This window comes from Enterovibrio coralii (assembly GCF_001559595.1).
GTDB classification, from domain to species: Bacteria; Pseudomonadota; Gammaproteobacteria; order Enterobacterales; family Vibrionaceae; genus Enterovibrio; species Enterovibrio coralii.
Window position 1 is genome coordinate 722,811 of the sequence record NZ_LNTY01000006.1, and the last position, 24,676, is coordinate 747,486.

Genomic DNA, 24,676 nt, shown 5'->3' on the forward strand with positions numbered 1-24,676 from the left:
TTAGTGGTTTAAACAGAAGAACAGGCACTTACCACAGTGCCTGTTTTTTTATCTCGTCGTAAGCATGCAGAACGTCAGACGGAATAGGCTGCTCAATCTGAAAGCCCTGTGCCGGGTAATCTCTCACTCGCTCAAAGTCGGCCAGCGTCGCTTCTACCACCGCATCAAACGGTAGGTCCTCATTGGCATACTCAACGAATGGAATAGGTGGAGAAGACACCAACACAGATTCCGCGTCACCTGGCCACTGCTTCATAAAAGTGGCGTACGCTCGCCTTTCCATGAAGGGTTTTTGAACCATCAAGATACGCGTGAAGTTCAAACCATTATCCAACATCAATTGGTGAGAGAAACGCACATTTTCGCCTGTATTTGTCGCTTTAGTTTCCAACAACAATGCAGAGTCCGGCACACCTTCATCACGCATCAACTCAGCAAACGTCTCAGCCTCTGATTTTTCAAATACCCCTTCGGTGAAACGCCCCACACCGCCAGATATCATGACGTAAGGCGCGAAACCTTGTCTGTACAATGCTGCCGCGTATTCGGCCACGCGAATGTCATTACTTCCCAATACGAAAATACAGTCTGATAGCTGCGGCGCATGTCCCAGGATGTGGTAGTTCCAGATTTTCTCGATGTGTTGGTATAAATGAGTTGGCATAAGCTAAATTCTTGAATGTTTTATAGTTGGACTTTTACCTCTACCATTGAAAAGTTTCAAATAGTTGACGTAAGAAATATGTTTTCGCACAACAAAAACGTTTATTAAGGGAATGTCACCTTTCTTCAGCACGCTTCCTTGTCGCTCTCTCCCATCTCAAGCGCATGCGCCTGAAACAACGAATGTACATCGATACTGGCTTTTAATCGCGCAGCAAGCAGATAGAGACCACCAATTTTTCGATGAAGAAAAAGTGCATCTGCGGGTGGTGTGTGCCAATATCCATGCTCCATACTGAGCTTCATGCCTGCTTCATGAATACGTGCTCCCAGATCTGACATTCCGAAATCAAAAGTACCTCGGCAACTCAGCGGTTCACAGGCGGTCATGACCATGTCTACCACCGCTTTCTGCTGCTCTGGGAATATGTGGTCACTGAAGAAACCGATTTGTGTCATCGCCGTCGTCACCCACTCCCTGTCTTCGTACATCGCGCCCGTAAGCAACATTCTATAGCCTTCGCTGATCTGCTCGGAATACGCGCGAGAGGCACCAAAATCGAGCAACACAATGCGTCCGGTTTCTTTTTGATACAGAAAATTGGCGAAATTGGGATCGGTTTGCACTAAGCGGAAATCAAACACCTCTTTAAACAGCAAACTAAAAAGGTTCGACACAATCTGGTTTCTCTCCTCTTGTGGCAAATCTTCTAAGTGCTCAATCGCGTCACCATGCTCATAACTCATGGTGAGGATGGATGAAGTGGTCAGTGACTGCTCGACGCGAGGAACAACAAACCTGTCGTCACCAGAAAGTAGTTTCGCGAATGACTCAAGCTGTTTGGCTTCCAGTGAATAATCGGCTTCATCATGAAGCTGTTTTTTCGCTTCTTCCAACAACGCTTTATAGTTCACTTCTTTTGGCACCAACCCCGTCATTCGCAGTAGCGTAACCACGTTGTCGACATCACTGCTGATGCTTTTCTTGATGCCGGGATACTGAACCTTCACCGCCAATTCATTACCTGCATCTCCATAGGCAAAGTGAACCTGACCGATGGATGCGGCAGCAATGGGTTTGAAATTAAAAGAGAGAAAATGTCGCTGCCAGTCATCTCCCCACTCGGAAGACAACACAGAAGCAAGTTGTTTGGCAGGCATGGGTTCAGCATCAGAGCGAAGTTTGGCGAGAATATCAGTGAGCTCTTTTGGGAGTGCATCGCCAGCGTCCATACTCAGCAATTGGCCGACTTTCATCGCCGCGCCGCGAAGCTGCGCCAGTTGTTGAGTCACATTTGATATATTTTTCGGCGTGAGCAACAGATTTTTGGCACGAGGACGCTTTCCCGCCATTAGCTGTTTCACCCCTTCTGCGGCCATGTTCGTCGCGACTTTTGACACGACTGAGCCAAACATGCCGACTCGACTCAATCGATTGGTAGGTACCTTTTTCCCATCATTTGACTCTGCCACGTTGCTGCTCCTTTTGGTTTATTTGTCAGTACGAAACACAGCAGATTTCGTTCACTGACAACACCAAAGCAAATTGAAGGTTCGATGCAACTCCACAGTACCAAATTTCGGGTATAAAAAAACCGCGCATTGAGGCGCGGTTTTTTCATCAAGGCGAAGCGCTTACGCTTTCTTCACGAACTCAGATTTCAGCTTCATTGCGCCGATACCGTCGATTTTACAATCGATGTCGTGGTCACCGTCTACCAGACGGATGTTTTTAGCCTTAGTACCTACTTTAACAACCAGTGAAGAACCCTTCACTTTCAGGTCTTTGATCACAGTAACTGTGTCGCCGTCTTGCAGCACGTTACCGTTAGAGTCTTTGATAACCTTTGTATCTTCAGCATCTGCAGATGCGTCTTGAGACCACTCGTTGCCACACTCAGGGCAGACGTACAGTGCGCCGTCTTCGTAAGTATATTCTGAGTTACATTGTGGGCAGTTTGGTAAAGACATGTTGATTACCTCGGTTAACATGGGCAAAGAGCGCGTAGTCTAAACCAAGATTACGAATTCGGATATAGCCAAAAGGAATAAACACGCACCTTTTCTGTGTTTATAGATATTTACACTGTACACAAACCGTAGAAACGGCATGCGTACCGTATATATGACCATCGAACGACAACAAAATTTGCATCCTCTCACATTATGAAAAATAGTTGATTCGTAACAATAAATTCACCGAATCAATGTGAGCGCTCGGGTAAGCAGCCAATCCCTTTTACCACGCCCACTCTGCGCCCATCGAGACCGTAAGCCCTTCATTTCTCCCTTCATGATGAGCTAGAAACGCCCCTGCAGCTTTTCCACTGACTGCTAGAATCTTCGCAGTAATTATATATTTTTTAATGAGTTACATATCAATAAGGGGAATAACCATGAATGCCCTGTCCATTAGACAACGGCTGTCGCTCATCATTGTCATCGCCGTGTTGTCTTTGGTCTCCGTCACCATCGTGTCGCTCACGTTAAAGCGAGAAAACATGATGGAAGACAGAAAAAGCCAAATCCAAGTGCTTGTAGAGACCGCTGAGACCTTGGTGACGAAACTGTATGAACAAGCCGAAGCCGGTGAGTTCAGTATGAACGAAGCCAAAACGCGTGCGATCACTGCACTTGATGCGATGCGATATGGCGACAATGGCTACTTCATGATTTATGACGAAAACTCCGTCATGGTGCACCACCCTATCAGTGCCAACTTGATTGGTAGAAATTTGGCGGGTCTTCAAGACATTAATGGTGTGTACATTGTTAAAGATCAGGTCGATATCGCCAAACAAGGTGGCGGCTTTGTTGAATACCAATGGAAGAAGGCAGGCGCGGACGACACCCCTTACCCTAAAATCGCTTACTCATTGCCTTTCCAGCCTTGGGGATGGGTACTTAACACTGGCTTGTATGTCGACGATATTGATGCAATCTTCTACCGCGACGTACAACGTCTACTCTTGCTGGTTGCACTTATTGCGGTGGTTCTTGTGGCCATCTCGATTACCATTGCAAGAAGCATTACGTCCCCAATCGGTAAGCTTCAAACCCTGCTAAACACCGCAGAGAAAAATTTGGACCTCACGGTGAGGTTCAGACCCAAAGGCAATAACGAAATCTCTCAGCTTGGTCGCGCGTTCAACAATCTGATGACTGCTTTCGAAGAAACGCTGACAGGCATTGCTAAAGGTGCCAATCAGCTCAACCAAGAAGTCGCGAAGCTTGAAAACCTGTCTAACCACATTGTTGGGGCATCGACGCGTCAGTCAGAAGACACGGTAAACATCGCGGCACTGGTTGAAGAGTTCGCCGCAAGCATTAACACCATCTCGCAAGATGCGGATCAGATGAAATCGCTTTCCAATGAGAGCGGTGTTCAAGCGCAGCAAGGTGCAACAACCATGCGCCAGACCATTCAAAATATGGACCAAATGTCTGAGAAATCTCAGCGCTCTAGCACTGCAGTCTCAGCACTCGACCAACACTCGAAAGAGATTGAAGGCATTATCGGCGTGATTAACGATGTTGCAGAGCAAACCAATCTGCTGGCACTTAATGCCGCGATCGAAGCCGCTCGCGCGGGTGAACAAGGGCGCGGCTTTGCCGTTGTGGCGGATGAAGTCCGAAACCTTGCCGTACGCACATCCGATTCTACGAAACAGATTGCATCAACCATTCAAGAGTTGCGTACCGGCATCGAAACGACGGTATCGCACATCGAAGACAGCGTTACGGTGGTCAACGACAACATGACACAAACCCACTCGGCAGAACAATCTGTTAGGGAGATGCATCAAAAATCGCAGGATCTCATCGACATTATTGAGGAAGTTTCGCGATCGCTTCACGAGCAGTCAACGGCCAATCAGGAACTAGCAAGACGTATCCAAGCGATAGCTGACATGGCGACCAATAATCACCAGTCCGCCTCTGATGTTCAAGGGTCGGCGCGTGAAGTGAACACTTTGGTCAGTGATTTCCGGCGTTCTGTTGGTCGATTTAAAGTTTCAACCGCGTTGTAAATCACAGTCCCAATACAGACAAAGCCTCTTAATGGGGCTTTTTGTTTGCCTAGTTTGTGTTAATTAGCCTAACCGTCAACGAAAAGGCTCGGAAAAAAGCCCGCAAAACAGCTCGCGGGCTAAAGGCAGTAATGTGTGGTTAAGACGCTTTATCTAGCTTATTCTCTTTCAACCAACCACCGTGACACTGACGTTGGTGGAAGTGGCATGGAAGTCCTTCATTTGGCTGTGTCCATGGCGACTCTTCCAGTGCTTGCTTCATATCTGCATAGCCACAGTCTCGACGCAGCCGAATGGAACGGCGCGAGAACTCTGCATCACTCAATGGAATATGCCCTTGCAGTGGGTCGAAGGTGATATGCACAATATCGATTTTTCTACCTGCTTTCAGTGAGGTCACATCTGGCACTTGCTTGCTGTCTACAATACTCGGAGCTTGTGAAAGCACATGGTCGAGATTACGTTTTGCCATCAAGGCTTCAATGTGCTCGCTCGTTCTGCTCGCATATTGGATTTCTTTCTCACGCCAAAGCACTTCGCTCATTGTTTTTGGTAACTCACCATTCGCGTTCCAGAGATCGACCATGAAGATAAGCAGCTCATCATCGCCAGCTAAATCCAAAATGCCATTGATAGGTGTGTTTGACACAACACCACCATCCCAATAATGATCGTCACCGATTTTTGTGGCAGGAAAGCCAGGAGGGAGCGAACCGCTGGCAACAGCATGCGCAGGAATGAGGTCATCTGACTTGCTGTCGAAGAAAATCAGTTCTCCATCGGTAACACGTGTAGCACCTACCGTTAAACGAACCTTGTTCGAATTTATTAGATCCCAATCAGCCAAATCTTCAAGGGTCGAAAACAGCGGTTTAGTATCATAGAAGCTTGTTGCCGCCTCACCAGGTGTAGCAAGCCAAGGGTTGACAGGACGGGGCGTGAAAAAGTCAGGTTGACCGAACATCAAGGCTTGAGAGGCACTGGCGGTATTAAATGCCATAGCCATTTGTGGCGGTAAATGTGCATCCGTACCCGGGCGAGAAATTCGGTTCCAGAACTGCTCTAATTTTTCCAATCTGTCTTCTGGCTTGTTACCCGCCAATACCGCCGAGTTCAGCGCACCGATAGAAATACCTGCGAACCAATCCGGCGTAAAACCAGCTTCCTGCAATGCTTGATATGCACCAATATGGTAGGCACCCAATGCTCCACCACCTTGTAAAACCAAACATACCGTTGGCTTTTTCTTTCGTCTTGTCGTTGCCATGCCGTCACCTTGTTGTGAGAGTTTAAAAAGATACCTCTCTGGGTATAGACCAATAAACTAGGCATGCTGTGAATAGTTTCATTCATCACCGGACAAGTTAAACAAACTCACATAACCTCCGAAAAACCTTTCAGAAATTACAAACAAATCGCGGATTCATGAGATCAGTGACCTTTCTCTTTCTTCGCACAAAGTAGACAAAACACACGCGGGTTACTGCTACTTTTAGAGGAGTAAATAGTAGGTATTGATAACACTGAGGCAGACATGGAAAACGTATTCTCACGCAAAGACGACTCACTGTACGCGAATCCATACTCTTTTCTTCGATTACCCATGGTAAAAGACCCAACAGATACCGCAGCCGAAGTGGTTGTGCTGGGCATGCCCTATGACATGGCGACAACGGGCCGTTCTGGTGCGCGTTTAGGGCCTGACGCGATTCGCCGCGCTTCTGTTAATTTGGCCTGGGAAGGTCATCGATACCCATGGCAGTTCGACCTGAGAGAAACCTGCAATATCGTCGATGCCGGTGATCTCATCTTCACCTGTGGTGACAGTGAAGACTTCGTCAACATGGCAGCAGAAGCCGCAGGATTGATTTTAGATACGGGAAAAACCTTACTGACGCTGGGAGGCGACCACTTCATCACGCTTCCCCTTCTGCGCGCTCACCACACCAAACACGGTCAAATGGCACTCATCCATTTTGATGCTCATACCGACACCTACAGCCAAGGAAGCCGGTATGACCACGGCACCATGTTTTATCATGCGCCGAAAGAAGGACTGATCGATGCATCTGCGTCCGTGCAAATCGGTATTCGAACGGATTACGACAGAGAAAATCACGAATTCAATGTTATCTGTGCAGAAGCGACGAATGACATGACGCCAGAAGACATCGCTAACCACGTAAAAGTCTTGGTCGGTGACAGGCCAACTTACATTACCTTCGATATTGACTGTTTAGACCCAGCATTTGCACCTGGCACTGGGACACCTGTTGTTGGCGGGATCACCTCTGACAAAGCATTGCGGATTTTACGGGGGCTAAGAGGTATAAACCTTGTCGGCATGGATGTTGTCGAGGTTAGCCCACCATTTGATAATTCAGAAGTCACTGCACTAGCAGGCGCAACGATAGCGACTGAGCTTCTTCATCTTTGGGCATCGAAATGAAAAAACGCGGGGTTAACCCGCGTCTCTTTTGTCTTCCTGAAGCTCAACCAGCGGGTGTGCTTCGATAAAGTGTTCTACATCCATTCGGTAGGATTTGTAGAACATGTTTGGCGCATGACCACAGCCAAGATAGTAATTCACATACATCTCAGGTTGCTCATCTCGCATTCGCTTGACGATGTCCTTAGTCAAAACATCGGAGTGCAAGCCATGCATCAGCATCAATGGCTGGCGCAAACGCTTAAATTGGCGCCATAAATTGATCGGTGGACCTTCAGGATCATAGCCAGAAAGGATCTTGGGATCATAATGCGTGGTGTACTCGCCGTTTTCGAGTCGTCTGACAGAGGCAGAAATCATCGTCTGCCATTGCTGAGACGTATGAGGACCAAAAGGCTGGTAAAGCGTCTGGAGGTATTGGTTTATGTCGTTGTAGTGTTTGAACGAGAGTGGAGAATTCACATAGTTGACGATGCGTTTTAGCGCAGACTTCGGCACTTCAGGCCCGACATCGTTCAAAACCAAACTACCGATTCGGTGCGCATGGGCATCATTCGATGCCAGCAACAAGCCGATGAGTCCACCCATACTGGTTCCCACCCAATGCACTTTGTCGCAGCAGTAGAAGTCCATCAGCTTCAACGCGAGGTCAACATAATTGGTGTAGCTGTATTCCGTTTCAGGAGAATCCGCCCATTGAGATAAGCCGCGACCAAGCGTGTCAGGTGCGATGACGCGGTAACCCTTTGAGGCCAATTCATCACCCAGTGCCACGAAGTCGATACTGTTTCTCGCAAGGCCGTGCCAACAGATAACTGTCTCACCGCCTTCTGGGTTCCATGTACGAACGTGAATCTCGCGATTATTAAGAACCGGATATTGTTGAAGCATTTCTGACATAAACAGACTCCCCTCCTGAGTCTTAAATTATTTGACTTAATTCACGTTTTCTCAACTTTTTAACCACAAATAATTTCCATAGACAAATCCTTGGACATTCTTTCACCCGTTAACAAGCCGATTTCACTTTGTTTCGTGCCGTTTTATTGGATTTGGTGATAGCATTCCAACCCATTCGTAAAATATAAAGAATTGAAAAATGGAAAGAATTCTGGTGAGCGCGTGCCTAATGGGGCAAAAAGTCAGGTATAACGGCAGCGACTTGATAATCGAAAAAAGTGATTTAGATAGACTGGGAGAAATCGCGGAACTCATCCTTTTTGCCCAGAAGTCGCAGGGGGTTTGCCAACACCTCGCCCACCCGCAGAAATATTTCCCGCAAATGGCGATATGGCATTAATTGGCGACGCATTCATCAAAACAGCAGAAGGTGACAACGTCACGGATGCATTTCTCTCTGGCGCGCAAAAGGCATTGTCTTTATGCCGAGAGCACAATATCAGATATGCCATTCTGACCGAATCCAGCCCTTCTTGTGGCTCATCTCTGATTTACAATGGTCGATTTGAAGGCCAAAAGGTTGAAGGACAAGGTGTCACAACAGCACTTCTGCGACAATCTGGCGTTTCGGTTTATAGCCAATTTTCAATTGAAGACCTTATTAGTCACTTGAAGCACTGACCTCTAATTTTTGGAAGACTCGTTGCCTCAAAAACGACAATGCGTATCAGAAATGTTAATCAGCAAACAATTGCCGCTTTTGAAACCGCTTTCTCATTGGAAAAAGTGATCCGTTCGTGGCAAAACTTAATGTTGGCGATGAACAAAGGTTTAAAACGCACATTTCCAGTAGCATCTGCTTATAAACTGAATCAACCAAATAGCGTACATCTGACAATAAACGCGCTGTTTTAATGTTCATCTCAAGAAAGCACTTTCAGATATGCTGCCATAGAATGGAGATAAGCTATCTTCGCAATGGCAGTTTAGGTAAGGGACACTACCGTGATCACGATTAAAGAAGTTGCAGAACTGGCAAATGTTTCGCAATCCACCGTTTCTCGCGCGCTAAACGGTCACACCTCGGTCAAAGAAAAGAACCGCGTAAAAGTCTTTGATGCGATAGAAAAGCTCGGTTATCAGCCAAACGCGTTCGCGCAGGCTCTGGCGTCAAACCGCTCTCACAGTATTGGTATGCTGGTTGGCACGTTTGACGGCCCATATTTTGGCCCGCTCATGCACCATGTTGAAAAAGTGGTGCGCCAAAAGAACTATCACCTCATCATCACAAGCGGCCACGAAAACTACGATGAAGAACAAGAGTCGATTCACTTCCTCAACATGAAGAAAATCGACGGATTGGTGCTGACCTCAGACATGTTGAGCGATGCGGATATTCTGAAAGTCGTCGAACAAACACCCGCAACCATGCTGATGAACCGTTATATCCCAGAAATCTCGGATCAGTGCGTCTGCATGGACAATGAATGGGGCGGCTACATCGCCACGGAGCATTTGATTAAAGCTGGACACCGTCGCATTGGCTGTGTCACTGGCCAGTTGAGTAAAATCGACAGCCGAGAGCGCCTGCAAGGTTATCGAAATGCATTGGCAAAATACGGCATTGAATACGATGCAGACTTAGTGATCGAAGGTCGGTTTGACCATGACGGCAATGATACGGCGATTCGCCGTCTTATGGACCGCGAAAATGGCATCAGTGCTATCTTCTGTTTGAATGACAGTATTGCACTCGCTGCGTATGGTGTTTGCCATGCCCGAGGGTTGAAAGTCGGTGAAGATATCTCAATCGTTGGGTTTGATAACCACACATACAGCCAGTACATGTCACCTGCCCTCACAACGATTCATTTCCCGCTGGAAGACATGGCGGTGGAAGCAGCAAAAGGTGTGCTGAATTTATTGGAAGGCAAACCGCTCAATACCATTAATACACGTTTGTTCCCCACCCTGATGGAGCGAGGCTCAGTGAAGAAGATCTAAGTTGTATCGTTTTTCTTTTCGTTTGGCTTTCAGAGTATCCGCTGCATGTTGAAACTCATTTTTAGCTCTTTGCTCTCTTTTGCATTGGGCGTTGTTGCGACGGTTTCCGTCATTTTCTGGTTTGCTGAAAACGGCCAAACCGTCACCAGTACCCCACCGCCGCCTCCTATACCATCGGCAACATGCCCAACCTATTCCTCTTCTACGCTCGTTGGTCGTTGGCGAGGCGAAATCAATTTCGAGGACGGTACCAAGCGAATTTGGTTTGTAAACCGACTTGAAGATGGCAGTTATCGCATCGACTTTAACGTTATTACCGCCGAGGGCTCCGAAACGAGCTTTGAATCCGGCCTTTGGGGCTATTCAGGATGTTTATATACCGTCGTTACTGAGAGCGTTAACGGCGTGCCTGCAGTCTATCAAGAAGTGTATCGCGTACTAGCGTTGACTGAAGACTCCATGACTTATGCCAATTTTAGAACTGGCAACGAATTTACCGTCTACAAACTCTAACTATCTGAATCAAGTGTGAATGAAAAGGCAGCCTAATGGCTGCCTTTTGTTTATTTTTTATCCGACCTCAACACTAACTCGACCCGCCGATTTTGCTTTTGTCCGTCTTCACTGAGGTTGTTTGCAACAGGGGCATATTCGCCCACTCCATTCGCTTCAAGCTGACTCTTTGGGATTTGGTAGTCCTGAACCAGTGTTCTAACAACCGCGCTGGCACGTTTTTCGGCGAGCTTTTGGTTGTATGACTGGGTGCCTTTGTCATCCGTATGCCCCACAACAAAAAACGCCCTGTTGGGTTGGCCTTTAAGGTAGGTGGCGAGGATATCCAATACGGGTTTGGCTTCGGGTAACATCTTGTCACTGTCGAACTCAAACAAGAGGCCATCAAGTGCCACATGCCCCTCCTGCGCCATTTTGTCAGTGAGGCCTTCGAGATCGATGACCACTCTGTCATCGATGAGGTTTGTTTCCTCTACGATGCGCAACTCGCTCAAAAGCCCACCACTAAAGCCAATCACATACACCATGGCATAAACGTCCCCTTCAGGCCGCTCGAGCTTGTACAACCCATAATGCTGACTCTCATCAGCTCCGGTGCTCACCAAGGCTTTGATTGTCTGTGTAAATGTCCTTTTCTTTCCGCATGCTTCCTCACCTTTACAACGGAAGCTCGGTTTGAAACCGAGTTTGGTGAGGGCTGCATGATAGTTCGCAAACACTTCATATTCAGAATATTGCCGTGGTAAATGGTAACCGATATCCGTCACTTTACCTTCTTGCTTAGTGATAATTGGCTTTTGTTTGTCAAACCCAGTAAGCAGCACAGTTTCTCCATAACCATGCTGGATATAGTATTGAATCCAAGCACCTGGCAAGCGTTGAAGCATTGGATGATCTGCGCTGTTCTTTATGTCTTTATGGCTTAAATCTTCAAATTTCATCACTTCAGGCGCAGTATTCAAATACCCCGCATCAGCGACCACCAAATCCAGCGGCTCGGGAATTTCCTCAAGCACATCGACTTGCAACCCAGTCCCGTTTTTCCACCTTGAAGAATAAATGGTGACAATGACAGGCTTCGTTGGGGATGGGATCTTGGCCACCACAATGACAGGGTCTTTTTTTGATATCGTGTCAATGGGCTGAATAATTGGCCATATCGCCTTTCTTGGGCTGCCACAGTTTTTTTTACCCTCACATGAAAAGAGTATTTCCCCGCCGAGCATATTAATTTGAGAGCGATAGCTGTTAACAAGATTGAAAGGCTCATAGGAAGGAGGGAGTTTATATGCGTATCGATTTAAGCGACCGCCAACCTCCTCAGTGACGAGCTTTCCATTTTCACTACCGATTATGACAGGAATGCGCGTGTAATGACGAGAACCCTCTTGCGACTCTTCACCGTCAGGCAGTGGGCTGAACAAATCAGATGCCTGTAAAGACATGCTTAGCAAAAGTGAAGACAAAATAAGTGCCGAGGTGCAAACCTTACTTATTTGATGTGCCATTGTCATTTGGTACCTCTCTACTTCACGCTGTCTTTTGTGCAGTTGGTGACAACGTACAAGCCGCTACCGTTGTCTTCCCCAACAATGACTTCTTCATTGCCGCCAGTAAAAACAACAACAACATCTTCGGCGGTTAAAAATGGCGATAACGCTCGGCAGTCTGCTGCATCATCTACGTAAACCGTCTCCAAGCCTGACGTTATAAGTGGTGTGATGTCTTCAACATCAGCATTAAGTAGCGTCAAGGAGCCTTTGAGTGCTGATAGGTCGCCCAATGATGATACTTGGCTGTTTTCTATCACGACGTTGTTTAGGTAAGGGAGCGTGTTAAGCGGAGAGAGATCAGCGATTGAGACGCCGATAAAGGTGACATCACTGATTCCCTGAAAATGCGAAAGGTCGTTTAGCTGAACAGCCGAACCTTTGGGTGGTGTACAAAGAAGATCGAACAATTCATCGGTACGCGTTGCTTCAATGCTGGCAGCGTAAGTTTTGACGCAGACTTCTACTAAAGGATCAGTAAACGCGATGTCGTCAATCGGCAATGATGAGATCTCAATGTCTTCCATTTCATCATATTCATCGCCCAACTCTCCCTCTGTCATCGCCTGCGCAAGAAACCCAGCAACAATGTCTCCTTCCATCGCATTGAACTGCTCAAAAACTGGCTCCGCATCGCCGACAATACATAGGGTTTGAGCTGCAAACATGGTCGGCACGACAAACACATAGGCACTGTTACCAAATAGATCCATGAGGGCGATGTTCGCGTCTTGCTCAGAGCTAACAACCTGTATTTGCGGGAGCCTCTGGGCGAACGTTTTTACCTTTGCGATGTTGTCATTAAAACCATCAATCACCTCAGGTCGGTAGCAAGATGAGTCATTCCCCACCTCACTCAAAAACCGCTGATACTCTTTGACGTATTGATTGCCAAGCGCAACGTTGGCCAAAGCAAGTGATTTCAACTTCCCAAAATTTCCCGCCCGGATCGCCGCAAGTGCTGAATTTGATTGGCCTTGCGCTTCTTCCATCTTGCTTAAGATTGCGTCATACGCTTCACTGTTTTTTTCAGCGTCCATGATAATTTTTTCCGTGCGGGCATTGAGTGCCTCCATTGCACTCAGCACATGTTCTATGTCTGCCGCACGGCTGACGCCTGATGTAAAAACAACCAAAAGCACCGGGATTAGAATCTGTCTCACACCACCCGTTATCCTTGAGTTAAGCAATCCGCTCCTAACCATGAACCACTCCTTTGTTATTCTGGGTATTCTCGTTATCACTCGTCTTCGACATGAAAGGGTTTGTCGCACAACGCGGCAATTTTCTCGCCTTGACGTATCAACTTCTCTTTGTTGCCTGCCAATAACCTCTCTCGCTTTCCCGAATCAAACAGTACGGACAATTCAAATACTTTCCTTCCATAGCGGTCTCGACCGATTAAAGCTCTTGAAACCGCAAACCCTCGAATGGCATCAATATTTGCTTCAAATTTATACACGGGATAAACACTGGAGATTTGGCGAACTAAGGTGCCGTTGAGTCGGCGGATAATGATTCGATGTTTAATAAACACCATGTGCCAACCAAAGGCGGTACACGTTGCCCAAGCCAGCACGGCATCCGGCGAGTCAATGCTGCTTTGCAAAGCCAAGAAGACAGAAGCAGTAAGAAATACACAACCAAACACCCTCAAGGTACCACCGCCGCCTAGCTGTAACGTCACGTCCCCAGCGTGCGCGTTTTGTGCCGCTCTCATGATGCCTACCTACCGATTAACGTCATGACGTACAGGCCGCCACCAAGGAGCAGAGCGACGGGGAAGATCAGAAGCAATCGCCAAACAGAACCTGAAATTTGGTATTCATTGTTAGCGTCAACAGAAGCCGATTTGGGCTCTGGCTCTGTACGAACGGAAAGAGGAATGCTCTGTGGCCATTTAGTGACATTGTCAAAAACAGTCATGCAGTGTTGATGAGCGAGAAAAAGCGCAAGCTCTTTCGTTTGTTCGAACGTGCCGATGCTGTTTCGCCACACTTTCTCACCTTTTGCATTCAGTTGGAGCCAACATCCATTTTTGTGCTCGACAATCGGTAACACCACCAGCGAACACTCTGATTTCGTCCAAAACGTAATGTGGGAAAGAGGCAACCCTCGCCAACCAAGACAGTGGGCGATGCGATCACGACCAAAGGTGAATCGCTCTCTTCGAGAGAAGAAGACAAAACTGAGGATGAGCAGAAAAACGGCCGCGGACATGAAAAAGCCAGCTCTTCCGTTTTCCTTTAGACCGGAAACAATGGCCATGACGATAGAACTACACATCGGGATTAGGCAGACAAACCCTATCACGGCGAAAATCTTCTGCTTTACCCCAATAAGATAAAACTGCCCATGTTCGTCCCGCTTCAAGTGATAACGTGCACCCCAATACAAATCTTGATAAGCAATGTCCATCCACGTCCCTGCGGTATGCCACCTAGACAATAACCATATTGGGTTTGTGTTAATCGGTCGACATCTCGGGTGTGTTAATAGTTGGACATGAAGTGAGTTAAGGTGGGATTGGCAATGGCAGCCTGAGCGACAAGCGAGTGCTAAAACAAATCTAAAACGTAACGAGAATGGAAGAAAAAATGGTATGTAGTAACAGGAAAGAAAAAGAGCCTCGTTGTGAGGCTCTTTGAGTACACACTAGCTGAAACGGCGATATGTTTGCTCAACGACAGCCAAAACCACATCGCCAGCCGCTTTGAGCGACTTCACTGGCAAATATTCGAAAATCGAGTGGAAGTTATGGGCACCCGTGAAAATGTTTGGACATGGCAAACCATTCTGAGAAAGGATTGAACCATCGTAACCACCACGCATTGGCACAACGTTTGGTGTGATACCGCATTGCTCATACGCCGCGAAAGCGATATCGACTGGGTAGCGGTTTTCACCTTGTAGGCTGTTCTCAACGTTTGAGTATCGGTCAGCGATAGTGATCACCACACTGCCCTCGCCCCACAACTGTTCGCAGCTTGATGCCAACGCTTTCAGGAATACCTGACGTTGCTGATAACCGTCAACGGTGAAATCGCGAATATCCATCGTCAGCACGGTTTGTGCACTGTTGCCATGAAGCTCTTTCACCCAGTAGTAGCCTTCGCGCCCCTCGGTGTATTCAGGAGCTTCACCACCCGGCAACATTGCGATGAACTTGTGTGCCATCAACAAGGAGTTTTTCAGTTTACCCTTGGCGGACATAGGGTGAGCGGACTGCCCGTTGAAGACCACTTTCACATCACCGGCATTCCAGTTTTCATACACAAGATCACCGATCGCGCAGCAATCCAACGTGTAAGCAAAGTCAGCACCGAAAGCTTCAACATCAAACGCTTTCGCACCACGTAGACCCACTTCTTCATCCGGGAGGAAGCCAACTTTGATAGTACCGTGCGGAATCTCAGGGTTTGCTTTCAGATGCGTCAATACATGCATAATCGCAGCGATTGCCGCTTTGTCATCCGCACCCAGCAGGCTGGTACCATCGGTGACGATGATGTCATCACCCACGTAGTTTTGAAGCTCAGGGAAATCAGTCTGCTTAAGGAAAATACCCAGCTCAGGGTTCAGGCACAGATCACCACCTGAATAAGGCAGAATTTGCGCGTGAGTGTCAGTATTGCGCTCTGCACTGGTATCTAGGTGGCCAAAGAAAGCGACGGTTGGGATAGGTGCATCAGTGTTTGCTGGCAGCGTTGCCGTTACAATGCACTTTTCATTGACCTTTACGTCTTCAAGGCCAAGTTCAACCAGCTCATTTTCTAGAAATCGTGCCAACTCCCACTGCCCTTCTGAAGATGGGATTTGACCTTCTGCTGCGTTTTTACGGTTACAGGTTGTGTTGAATTTTGTGTAACGGATAAAGCGGTTAACAATGTCCACCGTGCTTCCTTTCTTGCATCGAAAAATTGCCGTCAATATAAGCACCAATTGCAGATTAAAATGTGATTTCTGCCGCTTTTATTTTGAAAGAAATGTCCTTTTTTACTCAAAAATTCAAACAGTAACGCACCTGTTAATGCTGTGTATTTAATTCATCTCGTTCGCATTCATCACCTGTTGCTAAACGTGCATTTTTCATTCAGTTCACGTTAGTATGTGACTCTTTATAAAAGACGAATTCAAACCACAACGGAACGTGCATGCTTTCAATACCGCTGCCATTTATTGCCTCATTATTTCTCGTTGTTATTGCGATCATCTTGCGAGTTAGGCAACCCGCTTCTGCAGCGAATACGTTCTGGTTTGTTCTACTCTGCGCACTGTCAACGGCCATTGTCGGTTTTCGCTGGAGTACAGACATCGCTTTATTCCGTTTCCTTCAGCCTATCTCTGGTGCATGTATTCCGATCGCGGCCTATCTTTGCTTTTCCGCCGCACACAACACTTCGCAACGATTGTGGCTGCATGGGTTAAGCCCTCTGATTATCGCCTTTTTCTCTTTCAACCATGAGATTTGGCTCAATGCGGTCGACTTTCTCCTTATCGCGCTTTATGTCGGCTACGGGGCTGTGCTCATCGCCGCTTCATTTTCGATTCCAGAAAGCGTTCGGATTTCAAACATTGGGAAGGTCAACGTTGCTGAACGTATCGCGGGGGCTTTACTTTTATTTTCAGCGTTAATTGATGGGGCATTGAGCTACGACTTTCTCTTCAATGATGCAGCGCATGTGAGAGCAATCCTGTCATCCAGTTACCTCATTCTTATCCCCGCCATCATCTTCACCGTTGTCCTTGTGAGTGCCAGTACGCCTGCAAACAACAGCGACATTCCAACGGAAAGTGATAGAACGCCGACTTCCTCTTCCCCGACCAAAGATGTCGATGCCAACGCCATCGTTGCTAAGCTCGATGTCTTGATGCGAGAGAAGCAGGCATTTCTCGACCCCGACCTGACACTTGAACGATTAGCGCGAAAACTCGGTATTCCCGCCAGACATATATCCGCAAGTGTTAACCAAGTGCTGGGAGAAAACATTTCCAAAGCGATCAATCGCTATCGTATCGACTACGCCAAGGAGCTATTGGCCGAGACGTCGGATTCGATTTCAGACATTTATCTTCAGTCTGGTTTTCAAACCAAATCAAATTTTAATCGGGAGTTTTCCCGGATAACAGGCCAAACGCCATCAGCGTTCAGGCTTACAGCCTCAGACAGGTAAACCAAGTAGTCGCACTCAAATGACTCTTAATTGAGACATATGAATCCTTTTCTATACTCAGTAATAACCCTCATAATGATAAAGGTGTTAGTAATGAGTTTTCTACGTTGTTTTGCAGCAGCAACTGCCCTGTTTGCATTTTCCGCTTCTGCCGAAGTAGGTGTAACGGACAGCACCATTACCTTTGGCATGAGCAATGCCCTTACGGGACCCGCATCAGGCCTAGGTAACGGCGTAAAAGAAGGGACACTCGCCTACTTTGAAAAGATAAATAAAAAAGGCGGTGTGAACGGTCGAAAAATAAAAGTGATCTCACTTGATGATGGGTATGAGCCTCATCGCGCTGCCAAAAATGCCAAACGACTCATTTACACTGACAAAGTGTTCGCGCTGGTGAGCTTTGTTGGTACCCCAACGTCAAAAGCTGTTGTCCCTGAAGTAAAACGCGCAAACATCCCTTATATTGGCCCTTTCACGGGCGCAGAGTTTCTTAGAAACCCTGGCGACAAAAACATCTTTAACATTCGCGCCAGCTACTTTGACGAAACCGAAAAGCTGGTTGACCACTTCGTCAACGACCTTGGCTATACAAAGATTGCCATTTTCATTCAGGATGATGGCTACGGCGCAGCAGGCAAGGCGGGCGTGAAACGTGCGCTCAAAAAACACGGGCTAAACATTCATGCTGAAGGCCGTTACAAACGCAATACGCTGAAAGTGGAACAAGGCCTAAACACCATCAAATACCGTGAACCTGAAGCTGTCATTATGGTCGGTGCTTATCAGGCGTGTGGTGCTTTCATCAAATTGGCACACCAACAAAACTTCAAACCTAAATTCGCCAACATTTCTTTCGTGGGTACCAAAAAGCTGATTGCTGAACTTGGCTCATTTGGCGATGGCAGCTACATCTCTCAAGTCATGCCGAACCCAGACGGAAGCGACCTTAGACTCATTTCTGACTTCAAGAAGGATCTGAAAAGCTTTGGTGTGAAAGACCCGTATTACACCCAACTGGAAGGCTACCTAAATGCTAAAGTCATTGTCGAAGCGTTGAAGCGTTCCGGCGAAAACCTCACCAGAGAACGCTTCGTTCGCTCAATGGAAGGGCTTAAAAACAAAGACTTTGGTGGGTTGCAGGTCAACTTTGGCCGCTCAGATCGTCAAGGCTTAGATGACGTCTACCTAACCAAAATCGAAAATGGCAAAGCGGTTCCTTTGCAAGAATAACCACACCTATTCACTCTGACTAAGAGGTGCTCAAACGCGCCTCTTTTTTATTGCGAAAAGACATTCAAAATAATGGCCTTTCATTGAACTTAATGTCCTCTGGCTCCGTAGCAAGAACGACATCAAAAGAGGAAATGGCAATGAAAATGGCACTCAGTAAGCTAGAAAAATTCTTCCATATCAACAAACTGGTCTTTCACTCCTTAGACCTATGCCTTTATCAAGCCTCTGTTGTTGTCGGCGAAGATGAGTATCTGGTTTGCGATGATAAAGAGAACCTCATTCGTGCCCATTCTCTCATCGACATCCAACGTTTGTGCCGAAAGATTAAAGCTGACCAGCAAGTGCTCAGACACGAAAGTGCCTACGATGAAATGGTTGGCGCGCCTAGCAAAGGAGAAGGCAACGCTCTAGAAGTACCTATTAGAGACAATGGATATTATTGACCCTTTCGAAAGCGTCTATTCTCTGCTCATGTGCATCAACTTACGACCTAAACCCACAGCTCCTAGTGTTTGCATTTCTTCTGTTGCAGTGGCAGGCAAAGTAAATAACACTGAAGAAATAGAGACGTAAACCAAAGGTGGATCATGACGCTGATTTTTACTGTTCTTATCTTTCTCGGTTTCATGCTGATGCTAGCTATCGGCATCATATTCTCTCGCAAGTCGATAAAAAGCAGCTGTTGCGGAGCCGCTGACCTTGCCAAGGACAAGGCTTCATGCGACAAGGTGACAAAACAAACCGAGTAATGTTTTGAAGCGACGGTTGTCACACTCCAAACGCACCATCGCTCCTGTATTTGTTTGTCCGACAAACAAGCACGCTAGTCTTTATACTGAAGTTCTTTCATTTCCATCAGTGCTTTAACATCTGCACAGTACTCGGCTGTTGGCCTTATCAGCAAACGAGGAATGCCTATCGGTTCGCCCGTTTCCAGGCAATAACCGTATGTATCTAAGCGAATTCTTTCCAAAGAGAGCTTAATTTTTGGAAGAAGCTTTTGCTCTCTCTCCACGATGCGAAGTGCTAGCGCTGATTGTTCTTCTGACGTCGCACGATCGTTAGGGTCACTAAAGTCCATCGGACTTACCATTTGGTCTTTCGCCGCTTGAATACGAGCAAGTGTCGCGTCATGAAGATCAATCAGCCTTTGTTTGAAAAACGCCAATTGGGCTTCATTCATGTAGTTCGACTCTGGCTCTTTCAGGATTTCTTCTTCCGTCATCAGTTTCTCTTCATTGTCCATAGCGTTTTCTATTTCGTGTTTGTTTGGAAATTTAGCGAGCCGTCATAAGCACTAGGCTTAGGCTCTAGGCTTTCACCAAGACACTGAAATGTTATAACATAACATTTTTGGTGTTTTTGCAAATTTTGACCAAGGTTGGTTACCTCGATGAGAAGCAAATCGCGCTAGCCATGTCGTCTTATGAAATTGAAACTACATTGTTGTCCATGAATAAGGTCACTGACTTTTGATGAAACGAACAACGTCAGAAAATATTTGTTTATGAAGCACCTCTCTGCTTGTCTCTTTTCCGTCGGTACAGATGATTCCATCTCCCGGCACTTCTTCGTTAAGCCGTTCAACCGCGCCGGGCTTACAAAGCTGCATAAAACTGAAATGCGTCGCGGCTTCATACACTTTGTATCGTCGGTTCTGTAACGCTAGGTGCTCTGCGATATAGCCCGACTCTTGCGCCTGAGGAAGGTCTCCAATATCGATACCCGCTGCGAGAACCAACACGGGCTTTTCGATTGCATTCAAACTGGAGATGGAAAAGCTTCTGGCCATGCCTAAATCTAAGCTCACCGCCCTTTTCACTCGACTGTCGAAAACCTTGCTACTTAAAGGTTCGTTCGGCTGTTTTGCTGTTAAGCCCAACTCATCTGATAAACCACAAACCCTTGGGTTTGGATAACGTAAGCACTCAGCTTTGAATGTTGCTCGATTAAACTGCGCCCCCACCAATTGAAGGACGCTCCAGCCGCCCAATGAATGTCCGATTGCCGACACCTCGGAATCATCAAGTGCATCTCGCCAATCACTCTCCTCCAACATATAGGTAATAACGCGACTTAAATCGCTTGGACGCTGCCACCATTGCGCCGCTTTTTCCTCTGCCGTATCAAACGTTGTCGTGCCGGGATGATCGGGTGCAGCAACCACGTAGCCCAGTCGAGCGAATTCATGCGCTAACCAATTTAGGTTTCTCCAGCTTCCTCGATAACCGTGTGACAACACAATGAGTGGCGAGCGAGATGTCAACACCGGTGCATTCTTCACCACGTCAGTGCCCACAAACACAATGTTTTCTCCGATTCGGGTCAACGGCATTTTCTGTTTCGTGGGGTACCAAATAGACACAGACAAGGGTCGTTCAGCGACGTCTCTCAGTACAATTTGTTCAAACCCAATAGACTGTCCGATGGCAGTATTGATACTGAAAAACACAAAGATAAAGACGGCGATTAGCTGTTTCATGGTAACTCCCTTTCTTAACTAAGATAGAGAAGACCATCTCGCAACCCCTTTAACGACGCGACCTAAAACAGGATCGAGGACGTATCAAAACGTGTTTTAGCAAGCGAACGTATCTCGAAGGAAACAAGAATTAACGAATTTGACGAGGTGGAAGTAGAAATGAAAACAGCCGCATATGCGGCTGTTTTTCGTTCGCGTAGTAAGCGCAATTAGTCTTTGTAAATCGCACTTAGCGGGATATCAACCAACACACTTTCTACTTCACCCGTGCGAGAGAAAATCTCCGAACAAATGGTTTCAGGCAGGCGATTACCCTCTATAACAACAACTTCTCCGGATGCCATTCTCACTCCAATTTGAGCGTGATTATCAGGCTGCAATCGGTAAACAAACAACGTTTGGCAATAAGTGAACGCCAATGTGTCGGCTTTCAAGGTTACCGTTTCGCGCTCTCCATCTTGTCGGAAATAGGTAAAGCTTGAAGCTTCACGACAGAACTCATTGCGCTTCAGCAGAGATGGTTGAATTGCAATCGTGCCGTCTTCCACCAAAATGCCCAGCTCGCCAAATCGTGTGATGATTTCCTCTTTCACCTGTCCTGTCATACCCGGTTGCTGTGCACCAGCATGTTTTGGCGTGTGCGAGTATGGGTCGACAGGAAATGCACCGTATTCCAAAGGCGTTTTGTTAAACCCAATCCCGTCACGCACACGGTAATAGTACTGCGCAAGTTGCTTGGTTTCTGCACTGTCAGGGTTTTGCGCTCGGCTTTCAAAATAGACTTCTTGCACCGCCAGCAACAGCTTAGACACCATATGCCAATAGATACACCCCAAGCCTTCGTAACCAAACATGGTGCCTGAGCGCCCGGTGAACTCTCTGTGGTTGAACACAGCTTCGTAAAGAGCCAGCGTATCCTCGAAGTGATAATCGAGAATGTGCGGGTAGTCATCTCGCACCTGAGCAAGCGCCGCTTTCAAATAACCTGCATTTTCGAAGTTTGGGTTAAAGTGAAAATCACCTTCGCCATCGACAAATATCACGCGACGATCGCCGTTCCTGCTCATTTCGAGCAACAAATCATTTTGCTTTGCTGACTCGGTGGGAATTCGGTTTTTATTCATGAAGCCCGGCAGTTCACGGTCGGGATACAACATGAATGACTTTTGGTCTTCGCGGAACATTTGACTCGCGAACAAGTTATCCAGCAAAGATACGGATTGTGCGGGCGTCAATGCACCAGAGCTTAACGCAGCAACCTGCCCTTCTAGCATTGGGTAAAGTTCCAGAGAGCTCAAACTCTCAGCGTTGTACTTCACCACGTTATACGCATTGAACAGTCCGTCTTCGCGCAAGTTGCTCATCGTGCTTTCATGCAGCAAAGTCAAACTGGTGCTTAGCAGACCTTCAATTTCGTGACGGTCGATATGTGTCTTGCCCGAGAAACCTTGCTGATGATAAACCTGATGGCGATAACGGCTGGCAACCTCGACCAACTCGGTCAGTAGCTTGTGTTTTGTCTGACGCGTGATGGTTTTCTTTTTCACATCGAGCAGTGCGCGATTCAATATATCCAACGTCTCGCGCAGCCATTCCACCACTTCAGCAGACAGCCTGATCTTGTCCGGTGCGGTCGCAAAAAGCGTCTGCAACTGAGCAACGTAACGACGCATGTAATAGAGCGTCACCATTGAAAGACCATTTCCCACAATCGCGTTATTGGCATCATTCCACTCAGGGCGTTGGGTGTTGAGCCAAATACCACCGTCGACCACCCAATTGCTCAGTTTTGACAGCAAAGGCACCAATAGCTTCTCTGACAGGTTGACCAGATACACTTCATTATCTGAATCCAACAGCAATTTACCGTCACTGCCCATTAGCTCGGTCAGTTTCTCCGTGCGCGCTTGCAACTCGGTATCAAACGTCACGGTGTCTTTCGGGTTTTCAAACAACACCTGAGAGTCCCCAATGCGGTAAGGGACGTTGGCATAGCTGAAGAACTCGCGCGTCAGGCTGATGTTTAGCTGCCCAGGAGAGAACTTTTCTGACCACTCAAGGAATTTGAGCAAATAGATAATTTGATGATCGCCCCAGTAACCAATGTTGCTCCACGGATCTTCGGGATCGAGCACTTCCCAGTCGATGCCGTCTTTGGTGATGCGATAAGGGTTATAGCCATCAATCGTCGACGCATTCACGAACTTGGCAACAAACGAGCGAAGATAGTCTGGGTAACTTAAGGCCAGTGCCTCCCAGTTTTGGAAGATGTCACGCCAGTTCCCCTGATAAGCCAACAGAGGGTTGCCTTCTTTATCCTTCACTTTGATATCGTAGTGGTTCCAGGGGCGGCTTGGGTCACCATGTCGACGACCAAAGGTCAGCGGCAAATACTCGTAGCAAAGGCGTAACAGCTGAATATCATCTGCTTGTTCCGCACGGCGAATAAGCTCCGTATGCGTAAAGCGTTCTGGTAGCTCATCGTAGAATGCCGTGTTTCTCAGCACGATCTTGCTGTTCATGTTCTTGGCGGTCTGCAGGACATCATCTTTTCTGAGCAGATACCCATCTTCAAACACGCCACCGCGCATACTGTTAAATAGTACATTCGCGTAGTGGTGATTTGCTGTCGCTTCATCGTGCGAATATTGCCAACCATCAACAGCACTGATCAGTGATTCGAGTTCCAGTCGGTTTTGCTGACAGTCTTCATCAATTTTGGCCTGAAGTACTTCTGGATTCTTCAGTGCTTGCGCCAGTACTTTCACGTCTTTGTGGTCTTTACCGCTGTCGAGCACGATGCACCATTTGTTGCTCTCGCCACCTGACAAGGTGATCATTTTGTGGATGAAGTAAGACCCACGAACGCCGCGTGTTAGGTCTTCCGCATCGATAATTTCACCGCGGCGATACGCAGGAATTTGCTGACTGCTAAGCAAGATCTCGGTGTCATCCGAATCAATGCTGAATACACAGTTTGCCAGTAATGCCTCAGCCGGATCTGCGCGATCGCTCAGCTTGGCATACATGGTATAAAGCGCGAGCGACGTTCCTTCAACAACCTCATTCCACTTGTATGCATCTACCAACGCGCTGCGTGTTTGTAACGCCTGCATGGGCGCGCTGTTGGGGAGGATGTTTTGAATACCGTCCAACACCTCAACTTGACGCGTTTCACCAGAAAAATCGTTCAGCTCACAGCGACGAACAAACCCAAATGTGTTGCCGCTTTCCCAGCTGTATTGGAAATTCAGTTTGAGGCTATGGTTCACTTCCTCAAACACCACTTTGTCACCCGTAATGCTCTTGTAGAGGCTGCGTGTGAGGGAAAACTTTCCGTCATGTTGAACATTGAACGGTTCCCAAGTGACCACATCACCACCGCCATCTTCTAAACGAATAAAAGTCTTTGGTCCCGTGTTGTCAGCACTCTCATGAATGAAGTCGACAGAGCGGTATGGGAGAATCGCATCTTCTGGCTTGCCACGTCCTGCGGTCAAACAACCGGTGGATGACGCAAATAACCAATGGTCGTTTGCAGAAACGACGCTCATAAAGAACGGTGACATGTGGTCAACGTTTTCGATGCGATAGAATCGCTCTCCCTGAATATCAACAAACTGTCCATTCACTGGCGCACTCGCCAAGGTAAAACATTTTTCCATTTTCTTGGTTCC

The 24,676-nt window shown here is 47.2% G+C and carries 23 protein-coding genes; 10 read left to right on the plus strand and 13 right to left on the minus strand.

Features of this window, described 5'->3' with window-relative positions:
* Window positions 1-28 precede the first annotated feature (28 nt).
* The 3 genes from ATN88_RS04105 to ATN88_RS04115 all read right to left on the minus strand — a co-directional run bounded on the left by ATN88_RS04105 (window position 29) and on the right by ATN88_RS04115 (window position 2,634).
* Window positions 29-664, minus strand: a complete 636-nt coding sequence (locus tag ATN88_RS04105) for a YdcF family protein (RefSeq protein WP_067411785.1) — start codon at window positions 662-664, stop codon at window positions 29-31.
* A gap of 125 nt (window positions 665-789) precedes the next feature.
* Complete coding sequence (locus tag ATN88_RS04110) at window positions 790-2,136, minus strand: ABC1 kinase family protein (RefSeq protein WP_067411789.1); 1,347 nt, start codon at window positions 2,134-2,136, stop codon at window positions 790-792.
* A 162-nt stretch (window positions 2,137-2,298) separates the two neighbouring features.
* The gene (locus tag ATN88_RS04115) at window positions 2,299-2,634 is read right to left on the minus strand and encodes a zinc ribbon domain-containing protein YjdM (RefSeq protein WP_067411981.1); all 336 of its coding nucleotides are present in this window, start codon (window positions 2,632-2,634) and stop codon (window positions 2,299-2,301) included.
* Between the two features lie 425 nt (window positions 2,635-3,059).
* Here ATN88_RS04115 and ATN88_RS04120 point away from each other — a divergent pair, with 425 nt between their 5' ends.
* Window positions 3,060-4,694 carry a methyl-accepting chemotaxis protein gene (locus tag ATN88_RS04120; RefSeq protein ID WP_067411792.1) on the plus strand — a complete coding sequence of 545 codons (1,635 nt, stop codon included), beginning with the start codon at window positions 3,060-3,062 and terminating at the stop codon, window positions 4,692-4,694.
* A gap of 139 nt (window positions 4,695-4,833) precedes the next feature.
* On the opposite strand, the gene ATN88_RS04125 is transcribed toward ATN88_RS04120, so the two are convergent.
* A complete protein-coding gene (locus tag ATN88_RS04125; protein ID WP_067411796.1) occupies window positions 4,834-5,961 on the minus strand; it encodes a patatin-like phospholipase family protein in 1,128 nt (375 codons plus the stop codon).
* A gap of 267 nt (window positions 5,962-6,228) precedes the next feature.
* Here ATN88_RS04125 and speB point away from each other — a divergent pair, with 267 nt between their 5' ends.
* Window positions 6,229-7,143: an agmatinase gene (speB, locus tag ATN88_RS04130; protein WP_067411800.1), complete on the plus strand. Its 915-nt coding sequence runs from the start codon at window positions 6,229-6,231 to the stop codon at window positions 7,141-7,143.
* 12 nt (window positions 7,144-7,155) lie between these two features.
* Here speB and ATN88_RS04135 read toward each other — a convergent pair whose 3' ends face one another.
* On the minus strand, window positions 7,156-8,043 hold the full coding sequence (locus ATN88_RS04135) for an alpha/beta fold hydrolase (RefSeq protein ID WP_067411803.1): 888 nt from the start codon (window positions 8,041-8,043) through the stop codon (window positions 7,156-7,158).
* A gap of 199 nt (window positions 8,044-8,242) precedes the next feature.
* On the opposite strand from ATN88_RS04135, the gene ATN88_RS28530 reads away from it, so the two are divergent.
* The 4 genes from ATN88_RS28530 to ATN88_RS04155 all read left to right on the plus strand — a co-directional run bounded on the left by ATN88_RS28530 (window position 8,243) and on the right by ATN88_RS04155 (window position 10,560).
* Window positions 8,243-8,443, plus strand: coding sequence for a hypothetical protein (locus tag ATN88_RS28530; RefSeq protein WP_332308854.1), 201 nt, complete (start codon window positions 8,243-8,245; stop codon window positions 8,441-8,443).
* Window positions 8,386-8,724 (plus strand): DUF523 domain-containing protein, encoded by a 339-nt coding sequence (locus ATN88_RS04140; RefSeq protein WP_332308849.1) that lies wholly within the window; start codon window positions 8,386-8,388, stop codon window positions 8,722-8,724. The genes ATN88_RS28530 and ATN88_RS04140 overlap by 58 nt, the downstream gene beginning before the upstream one ends.
* A gap of 324 nt (window positions 8,725-9,048) precedes the next feature.
* Window positions 9,049-10,047 carry a LacI family DNA-binding transcriptional regulator gene (locus ATN88_RS04150; RefSeq protein ID WP_067411809.1) on the plus strand — a complete coding sequence of 333 codons (999 nt, stop codon included), beginning with the start codon at window positions 9,049-9,051 and terminating at the stop codon, window positions 10,045-10,047.
* Between the two features lie 45 nt (window positions 10,048-10,092).
* Entirely contained in the window at window positions 10,093-10,560 is a 468-nt protein-coding gene (locus ATN88_RS04155; RefSeq protein ID WP_067411812.1) for a hypothetical protein, read from the plus strand.
* Between the two features lie 50 nt (window positions 10,561-10,610).
* On the opposite strand, the gene ATN88_RS04160 is transcribed toward ATN88_RS04155, so the two are convergent.
* The 5 genes from ATN88_RS04160 to pepT all read right to left on the minus strand — a co-directional run bounded on the left by ATN88_RS04160 (window position 10,611) and on the right by pepT (window position 16,004).
* Window positions 10,611-12,074, minus strand: coding sequence for an OmpA family protein (locus tag ATN88_RS04160; RefSeq protein ID WP_067411816.1), 1,464 nt, complete (start codon window positions 12,072-12,074; stop codon window positions 10,611-10,613).
* Between the two features lie 11 nt (window positions 12,075-12,085).
* A complete protein-coding gene (locus tag ATN88_RS04165) occupies window positions 12,086-13,273 on the minus strand; it encodes a hypothetical protein (protein ID WP_157490649.1) in 1,188 nt (395 codons plus the stop codon).
* Window positions 13,274-13,350: 77 nt separating this feature from the next.
* On the minus strand, window positions 13,351-13,830 hold the full coding sequence (locus tag ATN88_RS04170) for a hypothetical protein (RefSeq protein WP_067411823.1): 480 nt from the start codon (window positions 13,828-13,830) through the stop codon (window positions 13,351-13,353).
* Between the two features lie 5 nt (window positions 13,831-13,835).
* On the minus strand, window positions 13,836-14,528 hold the full coding sequence (locus ATN88_RS26025) for a hypothetical protein (RefSeq protein WP_198158318.1): 693 nt from the start codon (window positions 14,526-14,528) through the stop codon (window positions 13,836-13,838).
* Between the two features lie 237 nt (window positions 14,529-14,765).
* Window positions 14,766-16,004: a peptidase T gene (gene pepT, locus ATN88_RS04180; RefSeq protein WP_067411826.1), complete on the minus strand. Its 1,239-nt coding sequence runs from the start codon at window positions 16,002-16,004 to the stop codon at window positions 14,766-14,768.
* A 260-nt stretch (window positions 16,005-16,264) separates the two neighbouring features.
* Here pepT and ATN88_RS04185 point away from each other — a divergent pair, with 260 nt between their 5' ends.
* The 4 genes from ATN88_RS04185 to ATN88_RS26030 all read left to right on the plus strand — a co-directional run bounded on the left by ATN88_RS04185 (window position 16,265) and on the right by ATN88_RS26030 (window position 19,266).
* Window positions 16,265-17,284 carry a helix-turn-helix domain-containing protein gene (locus tag ATN88_RS04185; RefSeq protein WP_067411829.1) on the plus strand — a complete coding sequence of 340 codons (1,020 nt, stop codon included), beginning with the start codon at window positions 16,265-16,267 and terminating at the stop codon, window positions 17,282-17,284.
* Between the two features lie 93 nt (window positions 17,285-17,377).
* A complete protein-coding gene (locus tag ATN88_RS04190; protein WP_067411833.1) occupies window positions 17,378-18,514 on the plus strand; it encodes an ABC transporter substrate-binding protein in 1,137 nt (378 codons plus the stop codon).
* A 140-nt stretch (window positions 18,515-18,654) separates the two neighbouring features.
* The gene (locus ATN88_RS04195; protein ID WP_067411837.1) at window positions 18,655-18,960 is read left to right on the plus strand and encodes a DUF6482 family protein; all 306 of its coding nucleotides are present in this window, start codon (window positions 18,655-18,657) and stop codon (window positions 18,958-18,960) included.
* A gap of 144 nt (window positions 18,961-19,104) precedes the next feature.
* Complete coding sequence (locus tag ATN88_RS26030) at window positions 19,105-19,266, plus strand: hypothetical protein (protein ID WP_198158319.1); 162 nt, start codon at window positions 19,105-19,107, stop codon at window positions 19,264-19,266.
* A gap of 74 nt (window positions 19,267-19,340) precedes the next feature.
* On the opposite strand, the gene ATN88_RS04200 is transcribed toward ATN88_RS26030, so the two are convergent.
* The 3 genes from ATN88_RS04200 to ATN88_RS04210 form a co-directional block, all read right to left on the minus strand.
* On the minus strand, window positions 19,341-19,763 hold the full coding sequence (locus tag ATN88_RS04200) for a TraR/DksA family transcriptional regulator (RefSeq protein ID WP_067411840.1): 423 nt from the start codon (window positions 19,761-19,763) through the stop codon (window positions 19,341-19,343).
* A 216-nt stretch (window positions 19,764-19,979) separates the two neighbouring features.
* On the minus strand, window positions 19,980-20,999 hold the full coding sequence (locus ATN88_RS04205) for an alpha/beta hydrolase family protein (RefSeq protein ID WP_067411843.1): 1,020 nt from the start codon (window positions 20,997-20,999) through the stop codon (window positions 19,980-19,982).
* Between the two features lie 209 nt (window positions 21,000-21,208).
* Window positions 21,209-24,664, minus strand: a complete 3,456-nt coding sequence (locus ATN88_RS04210) for a hypothetical protein (protein WP_067411848.1) — start codon at window positions 24,662-24,664, stop codon at window positions 21,209-21,211.
* Between the last annotated feature and the right edge of the window lie 12 nt (window positions 24,665-24,676).

What these genes read in the sequence shown, in the direction of transcription:
- ATN88_RS04155 (WP_067411812.1), top strand. Translation starts at nt 10,093, where the DNA reads ATGTTGAAACTCATTTTTAGCTCTTTGCTCTCTTTTGCATTGGGCGTT.
- ATN88_RS26030 (WP_198158319.1), top strand. Translation starts at nt 19,105, where the DNA reads ATGACGCTGATTTTTACTGTTCTTATCTTTCTCGGTTTCATGCTGATG.
- ATN88_RS04200 (WP_067411840.1), bottom strand. Translation starts at nt 19,763, where the DNA reads ATGGACAATGAAGAGAAACTGATGACGGAAGAAGAAATCCTGAAAGAG.
- ATN88_RS04190 (WP_067411833.1), top strand. Translation starts at nt 17,378, where the DNA reads ATGAGTTTTCTACGTTGTTTTGCAGCAGCAACTGCCCTGTTTGCATTT.
- ATN88_RS04125 (WP_067411796.1), bottom strand. Translation starts at nt 5,961, where the DNA reads ATGGCAACGACAAGACGAAAGAAAAAGCCAACGGTATGTTTGGTTTTA.
- ATN88_RS28530 (WP_332308854.1), top strand. Translation starts at nt 8,243, where the DNA reads ATGGAAAGAATTCTGGTGAGCGCGTGCCTAATGGGGCAAAAAGTCAGG.
- ATN88_RS04185 (WP_067411829.1), top strand. Translation starts at nt 16,265, where the DNA reads ATGCTTTCAATACCGCTGCCATTTATTGCCTCATTATTTCTCGTTGTT.
- ATN88_RS04210 (WP_067411848.1), bottom strand. Translation starts at nt 24,664, where the DNA reads ATGGAAAAATGTTTTACCTTGGCGAGTGCGCCAGTGAATGGACAGTTT.
- ATN88_RS04105 (WP_067411785.1), bottom strand. Translation starts at nt 664, where the DNA reads ATGCCAACTCATTTATACCAACACATCGAGAAAATCTGGAACTACCAC.
- ATN88_RS04135 (WP_067411803.1), bottom strand. Translation starts at nt 8,043, where the DNA reads ATGTCAGAAATGCTTCAACAATATCCGGTTCTTAATAATCGCGAGATT.
- ATN88_RS04160 (WP_067411816.1), bottom strand. Translation starts at nt 12,074, where the DNA reads ATGACAATGGCACATCAAATAAGTAAGGTTTGCACCTCGGCACTTATT.
- ATN88_RS04205 (WP_067411843.1), bottom strand. Translation starts at nt 20,999, where the DNA reads ATGAAACAGCTAATCGCCGTCTTTATCTTTGTGTTTTTCAGTATCAAT.
- ATN88_RS26025 (WP_198158318.1), bottom strand. Translation starts at nt 14,528, where the DNA reads ATGGACATTGCTTATCAAGATTTGTATTGGGGTGCACGTTATCACTTG.
- ATN88_RS04195 (WP_067411837.1), top strand. Translation starts at nt 18,655, where the DNA reads ATGAAAATGGCACTCAGTAAGCTAGAAAAATTCTTCCATATCAACAAA.
- ATN88_RS04120 (WP_067411792.1), top strand. Translation starts at nt 3,060, where the DNA reads ATGAATGCCCTGTCCATTAGACAACGGCTGTCGCTCATCATTGTCATC.
- ATN88_RS04115 (WP_067411981.1), bottom strand. Translation starts at nt 2,634, where the DNA reads ATGTCTTTACCAAACTGCCCACAATGTAACTCAGAATATACTTACGAA.
- ATN88_RS04170 (WP_067411823.1), bottom strand. Translation starts at nt 13,830, where the DNA reads ATGAGAGCGGCACAAAACGCGCACGCTGGGGACGTGACGTTACAGCTA.
- speB (WP_067411800.1), top strand. Translation starts at nt 6,229, where the DNA reads ATGGAAAACGTATTCTCACGCAAAGACGACTCACTGTACGCGAATCCA.